Annotated in this window: 17 protein-coding genes, 12 tRNA genes and 1 rRNA gene; 2 read left to right on the forward strand and 28 right to left on the reverse strand. The window is 48.1% G+C overall.

Annotated elements, in window-relative coordinates:
- The 27 genes from ACTTK7_RS07890 to acpS all read right to left on the reverse strand — a co-directional run.
- A 16S ribosomal RNA gene (locus ACTTK7_RS07890) occupies window positions 1-65 on the reverse strand; the annotation flags it as partial.
- A gap of 201 nt (window positions 66-266) precedes the next feature.
- Window positions 267-343: transfer RNA gene (locus tag ACTTK7_RS07895), tRNA-Ile, on the reverse strand.
- A gap of 45 nt (window positions 344-388) precedes the next feature.
- A tRNA-Gly gene (locus ACTTK7_RS07900) sits at window positions 389-462 on the reverse strand.
- Window positions 463-469: 7 nt separating this feature from the next.
- Window positions 470-546, reverse strand: a tRNA-Pro gene (locus tag ACTTK7_RS07905).
- A 27-nt stretch (window positions 547-573) separates the two neighbouring features.
- Window positions 574-650, reverse strand: a tRNA-Arg gene (locus tag ACTTK7_RS07910).
- Window positions 651-656: 6 nt separating this feature from the next.
- Window positions 657-744: transfer RNA gene (locus ACTTK7_RS07915), tRNA-Leu, on the reverse strand.
- A 20-nt stretch (window positions 745-764) separates the two neighbouring features.
- A tRNA-Leu gene (locus ACTTK7_RS07920) sits at window positions 765-850 on the reverse strand.
- A 7-nt stretch (window positions 851-857) separates the two neighbouring features.
- Window positions 858-932, reverse strand: a tRNA-Gln gene (locus ACTTK7_RS07925).
- Window positions 933-948: 16 nt separating this feature from the next.
- Window positions 949-1,024: transfer RNA gene (locus ACTTK7_RS07930), tRNA-Asp, on the reverse strand.
- Window positions 1,025-1,042: 18 nt separating this feature from the next.
- Window positions 1,043-1,118: transfer RNA gene (locus tag ACTTK7_RS07935), tRNA-Val, on the reverse strand.
- 4 nt (window positions 1,119-1,122) lie between these two features.
- Window positions 1,123-1,197: transfer RNA gene (locus ACTTK7_RS07940), tRNA-Glu, on the reverse strand.
- An 8-nt stretch (window positions 1,198-1,205) separates the two neighbouring features.
- Window positions 1,206-1,296 (reverse strand) — tRNA-Ser (locus ACTTK7_RS07945).
- 2 nt (window positions 1,297-1,298) lie between these two features.
- A tRNA-Asn gene (locus tag ACTTK7_RS07950) sits at window positions 1,299-1,373 on the reverse strand.
- A 168-nt stretch (window positions 1,374-1,541) separates the two neighbouring features.
- On the reverse strand, window positions 1,542-1,991 hold the full coding sequence (locus ACTTK7_RS07955) for a SprT family protein (RefSeq protein ID WP_462867231.1): 450 nt from the start codon (window positions 1,989-1,991) through the stop codon (window positions 1,542-1,544).
- A gap of 57 nt (window positions 1,992-2,048) precedes the next feature.
- On the reverse strand, window positions 2,049-4,208 hold the full coding sequence (locus ACTTK7_RS07960; RefSeq protein WP_462867233.1) for a Tex family protein: 2,160 nt from the start codon (window positions 4,206-4,208) through the stop codon (window positions 2,049-2,051).
- 171 nt (window positions 4,209-4,379) lie between these two features.
- Window positions 4,380-4,982 carry a PP2C family serine/threonine-protein phosphatase gene (locus tag ACTTK7_RS07965; RefSeq protein ID WP_462867234.1) on the reverse strand — a complete coding sequence of 201 codons (603 nt, stop codon included), beginning with the start codon at window positions 4,980-4,982 and terminating at the stop codon, window positions 4,380-4,382.
- Entirely contained in the window at window positions 4,982-5,788 is an 807-nt protein-coding gene (gene sigB / locus ACTTK7_RS07970; protein WP_022792609.1) for an RNA polymerase sigma factor SigB, read from the reverse strand. The genes ACTTK7_RS07965 and sigB overlap by 1 nt, the downstream gene beginning before the upstream one ends.
- Complete coding sequence (gene rsbW, locus ACTTK7_RS07975) at window positions 5,742-6,233, reverse strand: anti-sigma B factor RsbW (protein ID WP_322527001.1); 492 nt, start codon at window positions 6,231-6,233, stop codon at window positions 5,742-5,744. Before rsbW ends, sigB begins: the two co-directional genes overlap by 47 nt.
- Window positions 6,233-6,568 (reverse strand): STAS domain-containing protein, encoded by a 336-nt coding sequence (locus ACTTK7_RS07980; RefSeq protein WP_462867237.1) that lies wholly within the window; start codon window positions 6,566-6,568, stop codon window positions 6,233-6,235. Before ACTTK7_RS07980 ends, rsbW begins: the two co-directional genes overlap by 1 nt.
- Window positions 6,569-6,658: 90 nt before the next feature.
- On the reverse strand, window positions 6,659-7,672 hold the full coding sequence (locus ACTTK7_RS07985; protein ID WP_462867239.1) for a PP2C family protein-serine/threonine phosphatase: 1,014 nt from the start codon (window positions 7,670-7,672) through the stop codon (window positions 6,659-6,661).
- A 12-nt stretch (window positions 7,673-7,684) separates the two neighbouring features.
- The gene (locus tag ACTTK7_RS07990) at window positions 7,685-8,098 is read right to left on the reverse strand and encodes an anti-sigma regulatory factor (RefSeq protein ID WP_462867241.1); all 414 of its coding nucleotides are present in this window, start codon (window positions 8,096-8,098) and stop codon (window positions 7,685-7,687) included.
- Between the two features lie 2 nt (window positions 8,099-8,100).
- Window positions 8,101-8,457 (reverse strand): STAS domain-containing protein, encoded by a 357-nt coding sequence (locus ACTTK7_RS07995; RefSeq protein ID WP_022792604.1) that lies wholly within the window; start codon window positions 8,455-8,457, stop codon window positions 8,101-8,103.
- Between the two features lie 4 nt (window positions 8,458-8,461).
- Window positions 8,462-9,307, reverse strand: a complete 846-nt coding sequence (locus ACTTK7_RS08000; protein WP_462867243.1) for an STAS domain-containing protein — start codon at window positions 9,305-9,307, stop codon at window positions 8,462-8,464.
- A gap of 317 nt (window positions 9,308-9,624) precedes the next feature.
- Complete coding sequence (locus tag ACTTK7_RS08005) at window positions 9,625-9,912, reverse strand: CopG family ribbon-helix-helix protein (RefSeq protein ID WP_322527004.1); 288 nt, start codon at window positions 9,910-9,912, stop codon at window positions 9,625-9,627.
- Window positions 9,913-10,017: 105 nt separating this feature from the next.
- On the reverse strand, window positions 10,018-11,169 hold the full coding sequence (gene alr, locus ACTTK7_RS08010; protein ID WP_462867245.1) for an alanine racemase: 1,152 nt from the start codon (window positions 11,167-11,169) through the stop codon (window positions 10,018-10,020).
- Window positions 11,170-11,184: 15 nt separating this feature from the next.
- The gene (locus ACTTK7_RS08015; protein ID WP_462867247.1) at window positions 11,185-12,726 is read right to left on the reverse strand and encodes an NAD(P)H-hydrate dehydratase; all 1,542 of its coding nucleotides are present in this window, start codon (window positions 12,724-12,726) and stop codon (window positions 11,185-11,187) included.
- Between the two features lies 1 nt (window position 12,727).
- Window positions 12,728-13,093, reverse strand: a complete 366-nt coding sequence (acpS, locus tag ACTTK7_RS08020) for a holo-ACP synthase (protein WP_462867249.1) — start codon at window positions 13,091-13,093, stop codon at window positions 12,728-12,730.
- Between the two features lie 196 nt (window positions 13,094-13,289).
- Between acpS and ACTTK7_RS08025 the strand changes: the two genes are divergently transcribed.
- Window positions 13,290-13,991, forward strand: coding sequence for a rhomboid family intramembrane serine protease (locus ACTTK7_RS08025; RefSeq protein ID WP_462867251.1), 702 nt, complete (start codon window positions 13,290-13,292; stop codon window positions 13,989-13,991).
- A gap of 69 nt (window positions 13,992-14,060) precedes the next feature.
- On the forward strand, window positions 14,061-14,264 hold the full coding sequence (locus ACTTK7_RS08030) for a hypothetical protein (protein ID WP_462867253.1): 204 nt from the start codon (window positions 14,061-14,063) through the stop codon (window positions 14,262-14,264).
- 92 nt (window positions 14,265-14,356) lie between these two features.
- On the opposite strand, the gene ACTTK7_RS08035 is transcribed toward ACTTK7_RS08030, so the two are convergent.
- Window positions 14,357-14,617, reverse strand: coding sequence for a metal-sensitive transcriptional regulator (locus ACTTK7_RS08035; RefSeq protein WP_462867255.1), 261 nt, complete (start codon window positions 14,615-14,617; stop codon window positions 14,357-14,359).
- Window positions 14,618-14,620 lie beyond the last annotated feature (3 nt).

The raw sequence follows: 14,620 nt of genomic DNA on the forward strand, positions 1-14,620 counted from the left end.
TCGACTTGCATGTATTAGGCACGCCGCCAGCGTTCGTCCTGAGCCAGGATCAAACTCTCCGTAAAAAGTTTGATGCTGTGGCATCAGTGATGCCCTAAATGTGTTTCTTTTCTTTGGGGCTCTGGCTTGTCTTTCCTTTTCAAAGAACGATCTGCCTCTCAAAAAAGCAGCTTAAACAATTTAACATGGTGCATTTAAACTGTCAACACCTTTTAAAGTGACACATAAATTATAACCTTTGATCAATTAAATGTCAATGGAAATAATGGTGGGCCTGAGTGGACTTGAACCACCGACCTCACGCTTATCAGGCGTGCGCTCTGACCAACTGAGCTACAGGCCCATAGGCACAAAAAAATAACTTAAAGCAATTAATTTTTTTGTATAATGGAGCGGGTGATGGGAATCGAACCCACGACATCAGCTTGGAAGGCTGAGGTTTTACCACTAAACTACACCCGCAAATACATGGTCGGGAAGACAGGATTCGAACCTGCGACCCCTTGGTCCCAAACCAAGTGCTCTACCAAGCTGAGCTACTTCCCGCAGATGCTGCTGAAAAACATAAGTAAATGGTGCGCCCGAGAGGACTTGAACCCCTGGCCTTCTGATCCGTAGTCAGACGCTCTATCCAACTGAGCTACGGGCGCATATTATGGTGCGGTCGAGAGGACTTGAACCTCCACGGGATAAACTCCCACTAGGCCCTCAACCTAGCGCGTCTGCCGATTCCGCCACGACCGCGTACACCGATAAATATATAATGGTGCGGGTGAAGGGACTTGAACCCCCACGTCACAAGGACACTAGATCCTAAATCTAGCGCGTCTGCCGATTCCGCCACACCCGCGTGTTGTTGGCTGGGCCAGCTGGATTCGAACCAGCGCATCACGGGACCAAAACCCGATGCCTTACCGCTTGGCTATGGCCCAATATATTGGATAAAAATGGCGGGCCTGACGGGATTTGAACCCGCGATCTCCTGCGTGACAGGCAGGCATGTTAACCGCTACACCACAGGCCCTCAATTGTATAAAGAAAATGGTGGAGGATGACAGGATCGAACTGCCGACCCCCTGCTTGTAAGGCAGGTGCTCTCCCAGCTGAGCTAATCCTCCATGTTGGTGACCCGTACGGGATTCGAACCCGTGTTACCGCCGTGAAAGGGCGGTGTCTTAACCACTTGACCAACGGGCCATAGTAAATGGCGGAGAAGGAGGGATTTGAACCCTCGCGCCGTTTACACGACCTACTCCCTTAGCAGGGGAGTCCCTTCAGCCACTTGGGTACTTCTCCAATGGCTCCGCAGGCAGGATTCGAACCTGCGACCAATCGGTTAACAGCCGATTGCTCTACCACTGAGCTACTGCGGAATGTGAATAATTCTTTTTTGAGACAAAGAAAATTCTACAAGATCTATTATGTAATGTCAATACGCTTTTAAAAGGGAATTTACAGCTTTTTTTGCCGTTTTTTGCAGCGCCCTCTCTCAAGCGACTTTTATAATGTATCACATCGAAAAAACACTGGTCAAGGTTTTTCTATATTTTTTTCAATGTTCCTCTGCAGGCTGCACAGACATATTTTCGTGTGTCCAGCTGCCTCGTTCTTTTAAAAGAAATATGGCAGCCTTCACAGGCATACTGATAGCGTTTTTTCTGCTTTAACCGGTATTGTTCCAAAGAACTGCAGTGCATGGCGCCTCCTACCTGCTTCAGCAGCTCCTGAAATTCCCTGTCCTGATGTTTGTACCCTTTCCCTTCCAAATGTAAATGATAATGGCACAATTCATGTTTTACAATATCAATCACTTCCTGATGACCATAATTGTTCATCGACTTTGGGTTCACTTCGATGTTCCCTGTAGAAAGCACGTACCTTCCTCCGGTGGTCCGCAGCCTTTGATTAAACGAAACGCGGTGTTTAAACATCTTTTGAAATTTTTCCACCGATATCTGCTGCGTTAAAGCTGTTAATTCCTCGTCAGTCATTTTTTCCTCCCTAAAAAAACAGAAGGTACGCCCCCTTCTGTTTTTTTCATTCTCTATTTAGTTTACCATCGTCAATGCTACCCGTCCGCGTTTTTGATCAATATCTTCCACCCACACCGTAACTATCTCTCCTACCGAAACTACCTCCATCGGATGTTTAATAAAACGGTTGGCGAGCTTTGATATGTGCACGAGGCCGTCTTCTTTGACACCTACATCAATGAAGGCCCCAAAATCCACTACATTACGGACCGTTCCCTGAAGCTCCATGCCCTTTTCCAGGTCATCAAGTGTCATGATGCCTTTTTTCAGAAGAGGCTTCGAAAACGTATCGCGGGGATCACGGTTCGGTCTTTTTAAATCCTCGATAATATCCTGCAGTGTAGGAACGCCTACTTCGAGAGCTTCAGCAAGCTGACGCACATCATGGTTTTCAAGGACATCTTTCATTTCTTTTGTGCCGGCCTGTGCTGCCTCAAGCTCCAGATGACTGAGCAGGCGTTCTGCCGTCTGATAACTTTCCGGGTGAATGGCCGTGCGGTCGAATGGATTCGAGGACTCCGGCACCCGCAGAAAGCCAGCTGCCTGCTCATACGTTTTCGCTCCCAGTCTCGGTACCTTCTGCAGTTCTTTACGGCTCGTAAAGCCTTCAAGAGCTTCTCTTTGCTTTATAACATTATTTGCCACCGCTTTAGAAAGACCGGCCACATATTGAAGCAGACTGCTCGAGGCACTGTTCACATCTACGCCTACCTGGTTTACCGCTGTCTCCACGACGAATGTCAGCGACTCATTTAATCTCGTCTGCGAAACGTCATGCTGATACTGCCCCACCCCAATGGATTTAGGGTCTATTTTCACCAGCTCCGCCAGCGGATCCTGGAGCCTGCGTGCGATGGAAGCTGCGCTTCGTTCTTCAACCTGAAGATCGGGAAATTCTTCACGGGCAACCTCCGAAGCAGAATATACGCTCGCCCCGGCTTCGTTTACAATAATATACGAAACGTCTTCTTCCGCTTCTTCTACGACCCCGGCAATAAATTCCTCTGTTTCCCTCGAAGCCGTACCGTTACCTATAGCTATCACCTGTATATCGTACTTTTCAATTAAAGCAAATACCTCTTTCTTCGCTTCGGTTACTTTATTTCTAGGCGGAACCGGATAGATCACCCCTACCTCAAGCAGCCTTCCGTTGCCATCTACGACCGACAATTTACAGCCGGTGCGGTAGGCCGGGTCTACGCCAAGCACTGTTTTTCCCTTCATCGGCGGCTGAAGCAGGAGGTTTCGAAGATTTTCGGAGAAGACAGAAATCGCCTGTGTTTCCGCTTCTTCTGTTTTGACCTTTCGAAGTTCCCGCTCGACTGCCGGGCCAATCAACCGTTTATAGCTGTCCTGGATCGCTTCGTTCAGCTGCGTCACAGCGGGCGAACCGAAACGCTTCACCACTTTCTTTTCTATAGTCGAAAGAATTCTGTCTTCCGGTGCCTGGAGGGAAATTTTCAGCACCCCTTCACTTTCCCCGCGGTTCATGGCTAACACACGGTGCGACGGGGCCTTTGCCAGCGCTTCTTCATGATCGTAGTACATGCTGTAAATACCACGTTCATCCTTACTTTCATCTTTAGCCGCAGACTGAAGTCTGCCCTGCTTGTAGCTGAGCTCGCGGACACTGTGGCGGACACTGGCATCGTCGGCAATCTGTTCAGAGATAATATACCTCGCTCCTTCAAGTGCCGCTGCGGCGTCTATCACTCCGGCTTCTTCGTTCACATACGCCTGCGCCTGTTCCTCCGGCAAACCTTCCTTCGGCTGCGACATGAGCCATTCCGCTAACGGCTCAAGCCCTTTCTTTTTCGCCACCGTCGCCTTCGTTCTTCTTTTCTGCTTATAGGGACGATACAGATCTTCTACTTCCTGAAGCTGTACAGCTCCATTGATGGATTGCCTTAACTCCGGCGTTAATTTTTCCTGTTTATCAATCAGCCGAAGTACTTCCTCCTTGCGCTCGGCCAATTGATTTGCGTAATTCCAGGCCTGCTGAACGTCGCGGATCACCATTTCGTCCGAGGCGCCGGTCTGCTCTTTACGGTAACGGGCAATGAAAGGAACCGTATTGCCCTCTTCAATCATATGTATAATGTTTGTGACATGCTTTTCCCTTATCTGAAGATCGGAAGCTATTTGGGAAGCGACACCGCTTATCTCTTTTTCCATTTGTATTTCCTCCTGTCCAGCGTAACAATCCATTGAAATCTTTACTTATTATATTATAACGTACGTACGCCTATGTAAGGGGCAAATTCATCATAACATCAAAACGCCTGTCCTGTTTTCGCTTGTTATACACAAAAAACCCCTCCCATCACCGGCAGTGATGAAAGAGGTTTAACCTAATGCGCCAACCATTAAAGTAACATCATCATTTTCGTTTTCAGCTTTTTCAGCAAGTCTGTTTTTGTATTCCTCTACCGAACGCATATACGGCAGAGCGCGCTGGTCTTCAGGGGAAACAGTCATGCCGTCGGAGTGAAGAACAAACGAGATGCCCTTATCGAAAGGAACGTACTCGAGCCGGTATTGAAACTTCCTGCCTGAAAGATAGCCCTTTGTTGGAACCGGCCGAAAAATTTCTTCATTATCAGCACTGATATAGCAGGTGATATTACCGATGCTTCCATAGGTCAATTCCTGCTCCTGATAGCAGACTTTAATGACTGCAAGGACTACTCCCCGTTCAGAAACAAGCGCCCGGTTACAGCGCTCCAAAAGCATGGGAATAGATTCATGCTTATGGGCCCGGATGATATTCATGGCTATCTCTGCGGACTGCCTGGCACCTTCACCGCTCCCCAGACCATCCGTCACAGAGCAGAGAAAAAAGTCTTCTGTTTCGACTACGAGATAGCTGTCCCCACACACCCGGTTGCCCGGCTTCGTCTTTTGAAAGACCGCGGTATTCACTTGTGTATTCGAGGCGGAATCCGTCATTACAGGCACTCCGAAGGCTCCACTCTTATGGATTCACGAAGCTTCTGCAGAGCCCTTCGCTGCAGCCTTGAAACGTGCATCTGGGAAATACCCAGCTGCTCTCCCGTTTCTTTTTGGCTTAAGTTTTCAAAATACGTGCATCTCAGAATCTCTTTTTCTCTGTCCGTTAAAACCGCAAAAGCTTTTTGGAGCAGCAGCTGCTGATCTGTTTTTTCATATCCTTCTTCATTGGCACCAACAAGATCCAACAGCGTGACGGCACTGCCTTCCTGGTCTGCTTCTATGGATCGGTCCACAGATAAAGCCTGATAGCTTTTGCCCATTTCCATGGTTTCGAGCACTTCTTCCTCGCTTACCTCGAGGTACTCGGCAATCTCATCTACATACGGAGAACGCTGCAGACGGGTGGTCAGCTCTTCCACGGCTTTTTTAATTCTCGGGCCAAGTTCCTTAATTCGGCGGGGTACGTGTACGCTCCACGTTTTATCACGGATAAACCGTTTGATTTCCCCTACTATCGTTGGCACCGCGAACGATTCAAAACTCCTGTTAAAGGAGTCGTCAAAACGGCGCAGCGCTGCCAGAAGCCCAATCATACCTACTTGATAAAGGTCATCATCATGGTCCTGCCCCCGGGAAAATTTTCGCGATAAAGACTGCACAAGCGGTTCATAATGCTGTACAAGCTTAGTCTGAATTTCTTCAGTCGGATCCTCCTGGAACTGGCGGATCCATTCATAAACTTCCTCACTCGTGCCGTTATTTTTGTTCTTGCGCGTTTGTTTCGGTTGAGACTCCGTCGACATTATTTTCCACCTCGTCTCTTTGCAGAAACTTTGTCATAGAAATAGCCACTCCATTTTCGCCGCTGATTTCTACTTTATCCATCAATGTGTCTATGAGGAACAGTCCAAGTCCCCCCTCTTTCAGCTCCTCGATCGGTTTTTTGCTGTCTACGGGGCCGAGGTTTTGATCCAGTTCTTCAAGGACAAAGCTTTGACCTGTGTCTGCCACAATCATTTCCACCCGGTCTTCGAACACATTACATGACAGATGCATATTTCCGGTTTCTTCGTACGCGTGGTTAACTACATTTGTGCATGCTTCCGCTATCGCAATTTTAATGTCCTCAATGTCATCGTAAGAAAAACCGAGGCGGTTTGCGAGTCCCGAAACTGTCAGCCGGGCAATTCCAACATATTGAGGCTTGGCCGGAAGGGTCATTTCCAAATAATCTGACTGGCGTTCCATTATTTGGCCTCCTCTGTATTTTCATCATCAATAGTGATTACTTCATCAAGTCCAGTAATGGTAAACAAACGCTTCACACGTTCATTAAGCCCTGTCAGACGAAGCGTAGCGTCATGGTTTTCAGCTGACTTCAACGCGCCAATAAATATACCAAGGCCGGTGCTGTCAATATAGCTTACCTCTGTCAGGTCCACTACCACTTCTACGCCTTCTTCTTCTGTCAGCGGATTCAGGTTCGCTTTCAGTTCCGGAGCCGTATACGCATCCACTTCCCCGGCTACTTTCAAAATCTTCTTTTTATCCGATTTTTCTACCACTTCTGTCGATAAATTCATTTAGTAAACCTCCTCATAACCATGCTGCTATATATAAATCACGATTTTTTAAATGTGCATCCTTTTCATTTTTCCCAGATTACAATCTGGTTAAACATTTCTGCGCAGTATAATCAATGTAAAGTCGTCACGAAGCTGAAAGCCCTGGGCTCTTTCCAGTTCATAGAATACGTGATTCACAATTTCCTGGGCAGGCAGATGCTGATACGTACGGATGAGTCGCGTAATAGCTTCACGCTCAATAAAGCCGTCGTCGGTTCTGCATTCAGTAACGCCGTCTGATAAGAGCACAACAAAATCTCCCGGCTCCACCGTGAGTTGATATTCCTTATAGTTAGTGTTCCGCTTAATTCCAAGAACGATGCCTTTGGCATGAAGCTCTTCAAACGTATCCTCAGCTGCCTTATAGTAGAAACCAGGCTCATGGCCCGCCCCTGCATAGTTAAATTGATGGGAGCGTGAATCATACGAGCCGTACATCATCGTAATGAACATGTTCGAAGCAATATTCTGCTCCACCACCCGGTTTACATTTTCAAGTAAAGCCCCGGGCTGCAGACGCTGCTCCGGATAACTGTCCATTGTATACTTGATCATCGACATACATAAAGCGGCCGGTACCCCTTTACCGATAATATCAGCAATCGCAAGACCAACACAGTCGTGCTCGTCTTTAACGAAATGGTAATAATCACCGCTCATTTTCGAAGCGGGGACACTTAGAACTCCCACATCCAAACCATTTACGTGTGGAATTTCATCCGGAAGAAACGTCTGCTGCATATTCGCAGCCACGTTAATTTCTGCTTCGAGTTCCTTTGTTTTATCACGAAGGCTCTGGTGTTCCCGGTAAGCCAGTCCATATCCCATCATTACCTCGAGAAGAAGCTCAAATGATTCATGAGCTCCTTTCGGAAGATCCGGAAAGAACTCCTCGAGCACCTCTAAATGAAGGCTTACTACTTCTTCCGGGGAAATCTGTTCCTCAAGCACTCTTTTACTGAACTGCTGTGCATAATAAAGCCCCTGTTCGCTCTGCTCTTCTAAATACGCCCGTAAAATATTCGCGTATTGGTCATGTAACAATTCTTTCGACTCAGCCAACGTTTTTCCTCCTTAACGGAGCCATTTGATTGCCGTTATCGTTGTACCCTCTTCCATCACGGAGTCAACGTCAAAATCATCCATTAGTCTTCTCACTCCTGGAAGTCCGGCTCCTAAACCACCCGAAGTAGTAAAACCGTCTTCCATTACTTCTCTTATGTTCTTAATGCCTGGGCCGCGGTCCTTGGCCGTAATCTTTATACCCTTTTTTTTCTGGGTCCCACGGGTCTCTTCCACCGCTTCGATAACGATCTCCCCTTTTTCAGCGTACAGGTAGATGTTTCTTGCCAGCTCTGAAATGGCTGTCGTTATCCGTGCCTGATCCACACCGCCAAACCCTATTTCCTTAGCTAAGTTTCGTCCGGCCTGTCTGGCTGATACGATTCCCCATTCGGTCTGCACTTCAACACTGGATTGGATACTCATGCTTACCCCTCCAATTCCTGTTGAAGTTTCTCAAGTCCCTGCTCAAGATCTAGTGCCGTTGGTACTTCTTCAAGCATAATGCCCATATCTATCAGAGTGATCGCCACTGCCGGCTGAATCCCCGTCAGAACAACTTTCGCTCCCATTAAATTGGACATTTCCACGACGTCGCCCAGCACTTTGGCGATAAATGAATCAATCATATCCACGGAGGTTAAATCAATCACTACGCCTGTAGAGCCTTCTTCGTGAATCTTGCTCAGCAGGTCTTCCTGAAACTGAAGAGCTGTTTGATCATCTAGATCTACTTGCACTGAAATTAATAAATAATGACTTAGTTTTAAGATTGGAATCCGCATCGACTTATGCCCTCCATTCTGCTCCATTCTCTATCTGAACCATTTTGCGCTGCGTCAGCTCAAGCGCTGCTTCAATGCCCTTGCGCAGGCTGCTCTTCGTTGGGAAGGTACTCAGATCAATACCCAGATTTACAATTGTCTGGGCAATTTCCGGACGGATACCGACCAGAATGCACTCCGCCCCTACCAGCCTCACCGCTTTAGAGGCCTGAATAATATGGTTTGCCACCATCGTATCCACTACCGGCACACCGGTTATATCAATTAAAACTACCTGGGAACGATGCTGTATAATCCCGTCGAGCAAATTCTCCATAATAAGCTTTGCCCGCTCGGTGTCAATCGCTCCAATTAATGGCATGACACTGACTTTTTCAAAGACAGGAATAAGAGGAGCAGAAAGTTCATTTAGAGCCATCTGCTGAAGTTCGAGTGTCTTTACCCACGAATCGGAATAATCATCAACCAGCTGGTTCACGATCGCATCCACCCATTCTTCCACTTCTACAATCAGGCGCACGCTGCCTTCGTCTGCGTTATTAATATATGGCACAATGTAGGCAGTAACGATGCGCCGAAACACCTGCATTCCCTGCGTAAAATAGCTCAGCGGCCAGTCGGTCTGGATAAGCCGTTCAGCAAAATGCTTGATTTTATCTTTGGCTTCCGACCGCTCTAAATGGACTGAGCTGTACAGCACATCAATAAATTCTTCGTTGTTTGTGAATACTAAATCATCAGGAAGGGAGTTTTTAAAATATTCTTCCTGAACCCGGGCCATCTCTTCTTTCCATTTGGAAACGAGCTGTTCCTGATGGTCATTGATGACCTGCACTACAGATGAATGCATCGTGAATTCCTCCATCTAGTCTGTCCATTTCCGTTTTATGGGCGGGGGATAATTTTCATATGTTAATGCCCGGACTGGTGCATACTTTGTATTGTTTTGTACTGTATAGTTTGTTAACGGCACACCTGTACACTATCATACTCTATTTAGTATTATTCCATGTATAATACTTTAGCGCAAACAATTATGGCTGCAATCATATATATTCCTGAATAAAATTTATTACAATAAAAAAGCTGCTTGCCTTTCATAGACAGGCAAGCAGCTTTTTTATTCATCTTTGTTTCTTTAAAAGAAGAAATATAATTTCGAGTGTTTCAGATTCCGCTAAGCAATCGGCGATTCAAAGAGTGATCCACTTCTGTTTCTGCCTCAAATGACTCAGCAGCAATATTTAAATTGATACTGCTCATTTCTTCATACCCTTGCTTCATCGCTTCTTGAAACTCCAGACGTTGGCGTTCTTTTAAATACATCTCCGTGGCTTGATGAATAAATTCATTACGGTTTGAGCTCTGCTGCCCCTCTTCAATCATTCCATCAAGTTCGTCAAGAAGATAGTCAGGCAGGCTGACCTTAATCTGCTTAGTGCTTTTCTGATGCACTCCACACACCTCCAGGTTGACCCTTTTAGATTACCATCTCTTAATCATTACTTAATTCATCATAGCATTTCTATATGCTGTTTGCAAAGCGCGTTTTTCATAAAATCAGGGTTCAAACCTGTTTTCAGGAGTATATACCCGGGGGACACGTTTACTGATGGTACAGGGAACTTCATATGTAATCGTTCCAAGGCGGCCGGCGACTTCCGTGACGCTGATCGTTTCCTCTTTCTGGCTGCCAATCAGTGTCACTTCCGTGTCCACCGGAAATTCATGCGGCAGCCGAACCATCATCTGATCCATACAGATGCGTCCTACAATAGGTACGCGAAAGCCGCCAGCCAGTACCTCCCCCTGATTTTCAGCGTGCGCTCTCAGCCAGCCATCTGCATAACCGATAGGTACAGTACCTATCCATTCATTTCCCGTGGAGGTATAAGTTGCTCCGTAGCTGATACTTGTGCCCGGCGGCACTTCTTTCACCTGAGTCAGGCGGCTGTGAAGCGTGAATGCTTCCTTCAGTTCAAATGGAAGATGACCGGTAATATCAGCTGCAGGTGTCAGTCCATACATCGAAATGCCGAAGCGGACCATATTAAAGCAGCGCTCCGGAAAACGCATAGCTGCTGCGCTGTTACCACAGTGAATCAGCCGGGGAGCGCTCCCCATCTGCCGTACCAGAGCAACCACCCGGGAAAAACGGGCATACTGCTGTTCAAAATAAGCAGTCTCCAGTTCATCAGCGGTAGCGAAATGCGTATACATACCTTCCATTTCTATGGAGGGAAGCCGGTTTACCGTGACCAGAAAGGAAGTAATTTCTTCGTCATTTATCAATCCCAGACGGCCCATGCCGGTGTCTACTTTCATATGGATGAAAAGTGATTCTCCGGCTGTATACTGGGAAGCTTCTGTTAGCCATTCTTCCTGAAAGACCGTGAGCCGGATATCGTGGCGGGCAGCCACCAGGGCGTCCTGCGGCCGTGTTCTGCCAAGCACAAGAATGGGCAGTTCTATTCCGGCTTCCCGCAGCTCGAGCGCTTCTTCAAGCATCGCCACCCCAAAATAGGAGGCCCCCGCCTCCGCTGCTGCCACAGCAGTTGCCGCTGCCCCGTGCCCGTAGCCGTCCGCTTTCACTACGGCCATTACGTCCACGTTTTCTGCATGAAGCTTCCGCACTTCACGGATGTTGTATTTAATATTTTCTGTATTGATCTCCACCCACGTATCCCGGTAGGATTCGCTGGAAAACGCCATGATGACTCCTCTTTTCTATCGTTTCTTTTGTGACTGAATGAAAGTCAGGGCTTTCGGCAGATAATCGATCAAATTGGATGCAGTAAACGAATAATCCGATATCCCTTCATTTATCGCAATTTCTGCAGCCAGGCCGTGTGTGTAGACTGCATTACAAACTCCCTCTTCCACTGTTGGACCCTGAAGCACCATGGCAAGCACAATGCCGGTCAGCGCATCCCCGGATCCTCCCTTGGCAAGGGCACTGCTGCCGCTGGTACTCACATACTGCGCGCCTTCAGGGGTTGTAATAATCGTATTTGGCCCCTTCAGCACAAGATAGCAGCCGAATTTACGCGCATATTCGCGTGAAACCGTAAACCGCTCTGCATTGACCTCCTTTGGCGAAAGACCTGTGAGGCGGCCCATTTCACCTGGGTGCGGGGTCAAAATCAGCGGGTATTCTCTGTTTGTCATTTCCGCCTCCAGCTCCGGCAGAAAATACAGTCCGTCTGCATCGAGCACGAGCGGCGTTTGTGTCTCTGTCAGGAGCCGCTTCGTTAATACTCTCGTGCTTTCTGTCCGGCCAAGTCCGGAGCCGGCTGCAACTCCGTCCATCCCGTCCCACGGAAACGGCGTTTCCTGTAAATCGGCAACCTGACCGTCCTCCGTTTCAGGCAGCAAAAAGTAGGTTGCTTCAAGCACATGAGAGGCGACGGCGTTCAATGCAGACTCCGGTACGCTTGTGGTTAGAAGGCCAATGCCGGCATGCAGGCAGGCGTTCGAAGCGATGGCCGGGGCGCCGGGCATATTATAGGCCCCCGCTATCAGCAGCCCTTTGCCGTTGTCGCCCTTGTGCGACTCCTGGGTCCGCTCCGGCAGACTTTTGGCTGCGTCGGCTAATTCCCACGTCTGTCTTTTCTGATCCAATGCCTTCCAGGAAGCTTGCGGTACGCCGATCGGTACAATTCGAATTTTACCGTAATAGTGCCTCGCCGGATACAGGTACGTGCTCAATGTAGGAGCTTCAAGAATTACTGTAGTGTCTGCATTCACCGCCATACCCGGAAGTTCTTCCTCATTCGCCGGTACCCCCGTGGGGATATCTACAGCTACAACCGGTGCTGTTATGCTGTTAAGCCACTTTCCTGCAGAATAAAAAGGCTCCCTCAGCTCTCCGTGAATCCCGGTACCGAGCATGGCATCAATATAAATAATCCCTTTCTCCGGCGATTCTGGTTCAGGAACGCCGGTACCTGCTTTCAGCGGAAGATCACAGGCAAGGTACAGGTCTTTATGATACAGCGCTCCCCCGGAAAGGGCATCCTCTTCCGCCAGCAGATATACAAAAATATCCCACCCAAGAGAGGAGAGTGTCCTGCCGATAACGAAACCATCGCCCCCGTTGTTTCCCTTCCCTGCAAAGATAACAGCTTTACGCTCTTCAGGATACATATCATGTATGGCTTCCGCCGCTGCCCGTCCTGCATTTTCCATTAGCAGTTCTTCCTTCATTCCAAGTGTTTCGATCGTGTATTGATCGAGCTGCTGCATTTCTTTACTTGTTACGATCTGCATCCTATTCGCCGCCCCTTTCTTCTATAATAACCTGAGCCACCGCACTGTCCCGCGAGTGACTGATGGAAACATGGATAGTATAAGCCTCGTAGCCCGTGCAGCGGAGCAACGGCTCCCCCCGCTCTCCATTACTCACTGTAATATCGTGAAAGCCCGTCTGCGAAGAGATGCCGGTGCCTGCTGCCTTTACAAACGCTTCCTTGGCAGCAAACCTTCCTGCTGTGAATTCTATCAGCCGTTTGCCGGAAAAATGCCCGCAGGCCCGTAATTCATCTTCATTTAAAATTCGCGGCAAAAATTTTTTCTGCTCCAAAGAACGTTCAATCCGCTCTAATTCAATGATATCAATGCCTATTCCTTTAATCATTACTTTCTCCCTTCCCGCAGCGCTTTTCGTGTATTCCTCTATTTATTCATGCTACACTGACCGTACATACTTATACACTTTAGTATACCCGTCACCAGAAAGGGGACTAACCCACTTGTTTATCCGCCACGAAACTTTTTCTACATTTATAAGACGATACCCCGTAATTTCAATTATATTAGCGGTCCACCTGCTATTGTTTTTCTGGGTAAATCTTTCGGAATTAACGAACGGCCTGATTCCGTTCGGGGAAGTTATTTATTATTTGATGGTTGGCAACAACTTCGCTATTCAGAGCGGAGACTACTGGCGCCTTCTTACTCCAGTGTTTTTACATACGTCTTTTGGGCACGTGCTTTTTAACTCCTTTGCGCTGCTGCTGTTCGGACCGCCGCTTGAATTCATGCTCGGCCGGCTCAAATTTTTGGTTTTCTATTTGACAGCCGGAGTTATTGGAAATATCGCCACACTATTTTTCGGTTCGCTCTATTTGTCACATTTGGGTGCTTCTGGCGCCATTTACGGCCTTTTTGGCGCTTATGTATTTATTATGATGAACCGCCGGCACCTTATTGACCCTTCAAGTGCCCAGATAGTTGTCGTTCTTCTTGTGATAGGCATGGTGTTCACCCTTTTGAATTCCAGCGTAAACATATGGGCACACTTATTTGGATTCGTTGCCGGGTTCGGGCTGATTCCTATGTTTTTAAAAAACGCCGTCCCCTTTTATTTCTCCCAGGGATTCGGGCCTTCTTCCGACATTCGCAGGCCGCGCCGGAAAGTACGTGCGGTGACTGCCCAGAAAGTAGGAAGACGAATCGCCCTAATTGCCGCCTACGTCATTGTCGGCGCCGTGCTTCTCCGGGTGATCCAGCTCGTCATCGCCGCGCTAATGTAATAAGAAAAGCGCAAGAAGCTGTTTAGTGGCGCGGGATCTGGAAGCTCTTTTGCCAAGTGGCTCTTTCACTTGGGAAGAAGAGCTGAAGAGACCTGCCGCCACTGGCTTCTGGAGCTGGACAAAAAGAAAAGCGGAGCCCCGCGGCATAGGAGCCTTATCCGGCTGGCCTGTTCCCTGGCTGGACTTGGCCCGAGCCAAGGAAGCCAGGGCAGCCAACGGAATAAGCGACTGCGGGGCGTAGCTGGACAGCGAAAAGCGGAAGAAGCCGAATAGTGACGCGGCAAAAACACGCATCCATCTCTATATAATAACCGCTACCATGGATAGAAAAGAGGCCCTTCCCGCAGAAGTGGCCTCTTTTTCGTTTATCTGCTTTTTACGAGCAGATTGACAGCTTCCTGGACAGATTCACTGGTATCTTCCCCACGCTCCATCTGTTCACGCATGCATTGTTCCAGGTTTTCACTGACAATTACACCGATCGCACGGTCCATCGCAGAACGTGCAGCTGACATCTGCCCTACAGTATCCCGGCAGTCCTGTCCTTCTTCCATCATTCGAAGAACACCCCGCACCTGCCCTTCGACACGGCGGAGTCTATTTTTAATATTAGCATCATATTCCATGAG

The organism is Marinococcus tarijensis, from assembly GCF_054971385.1.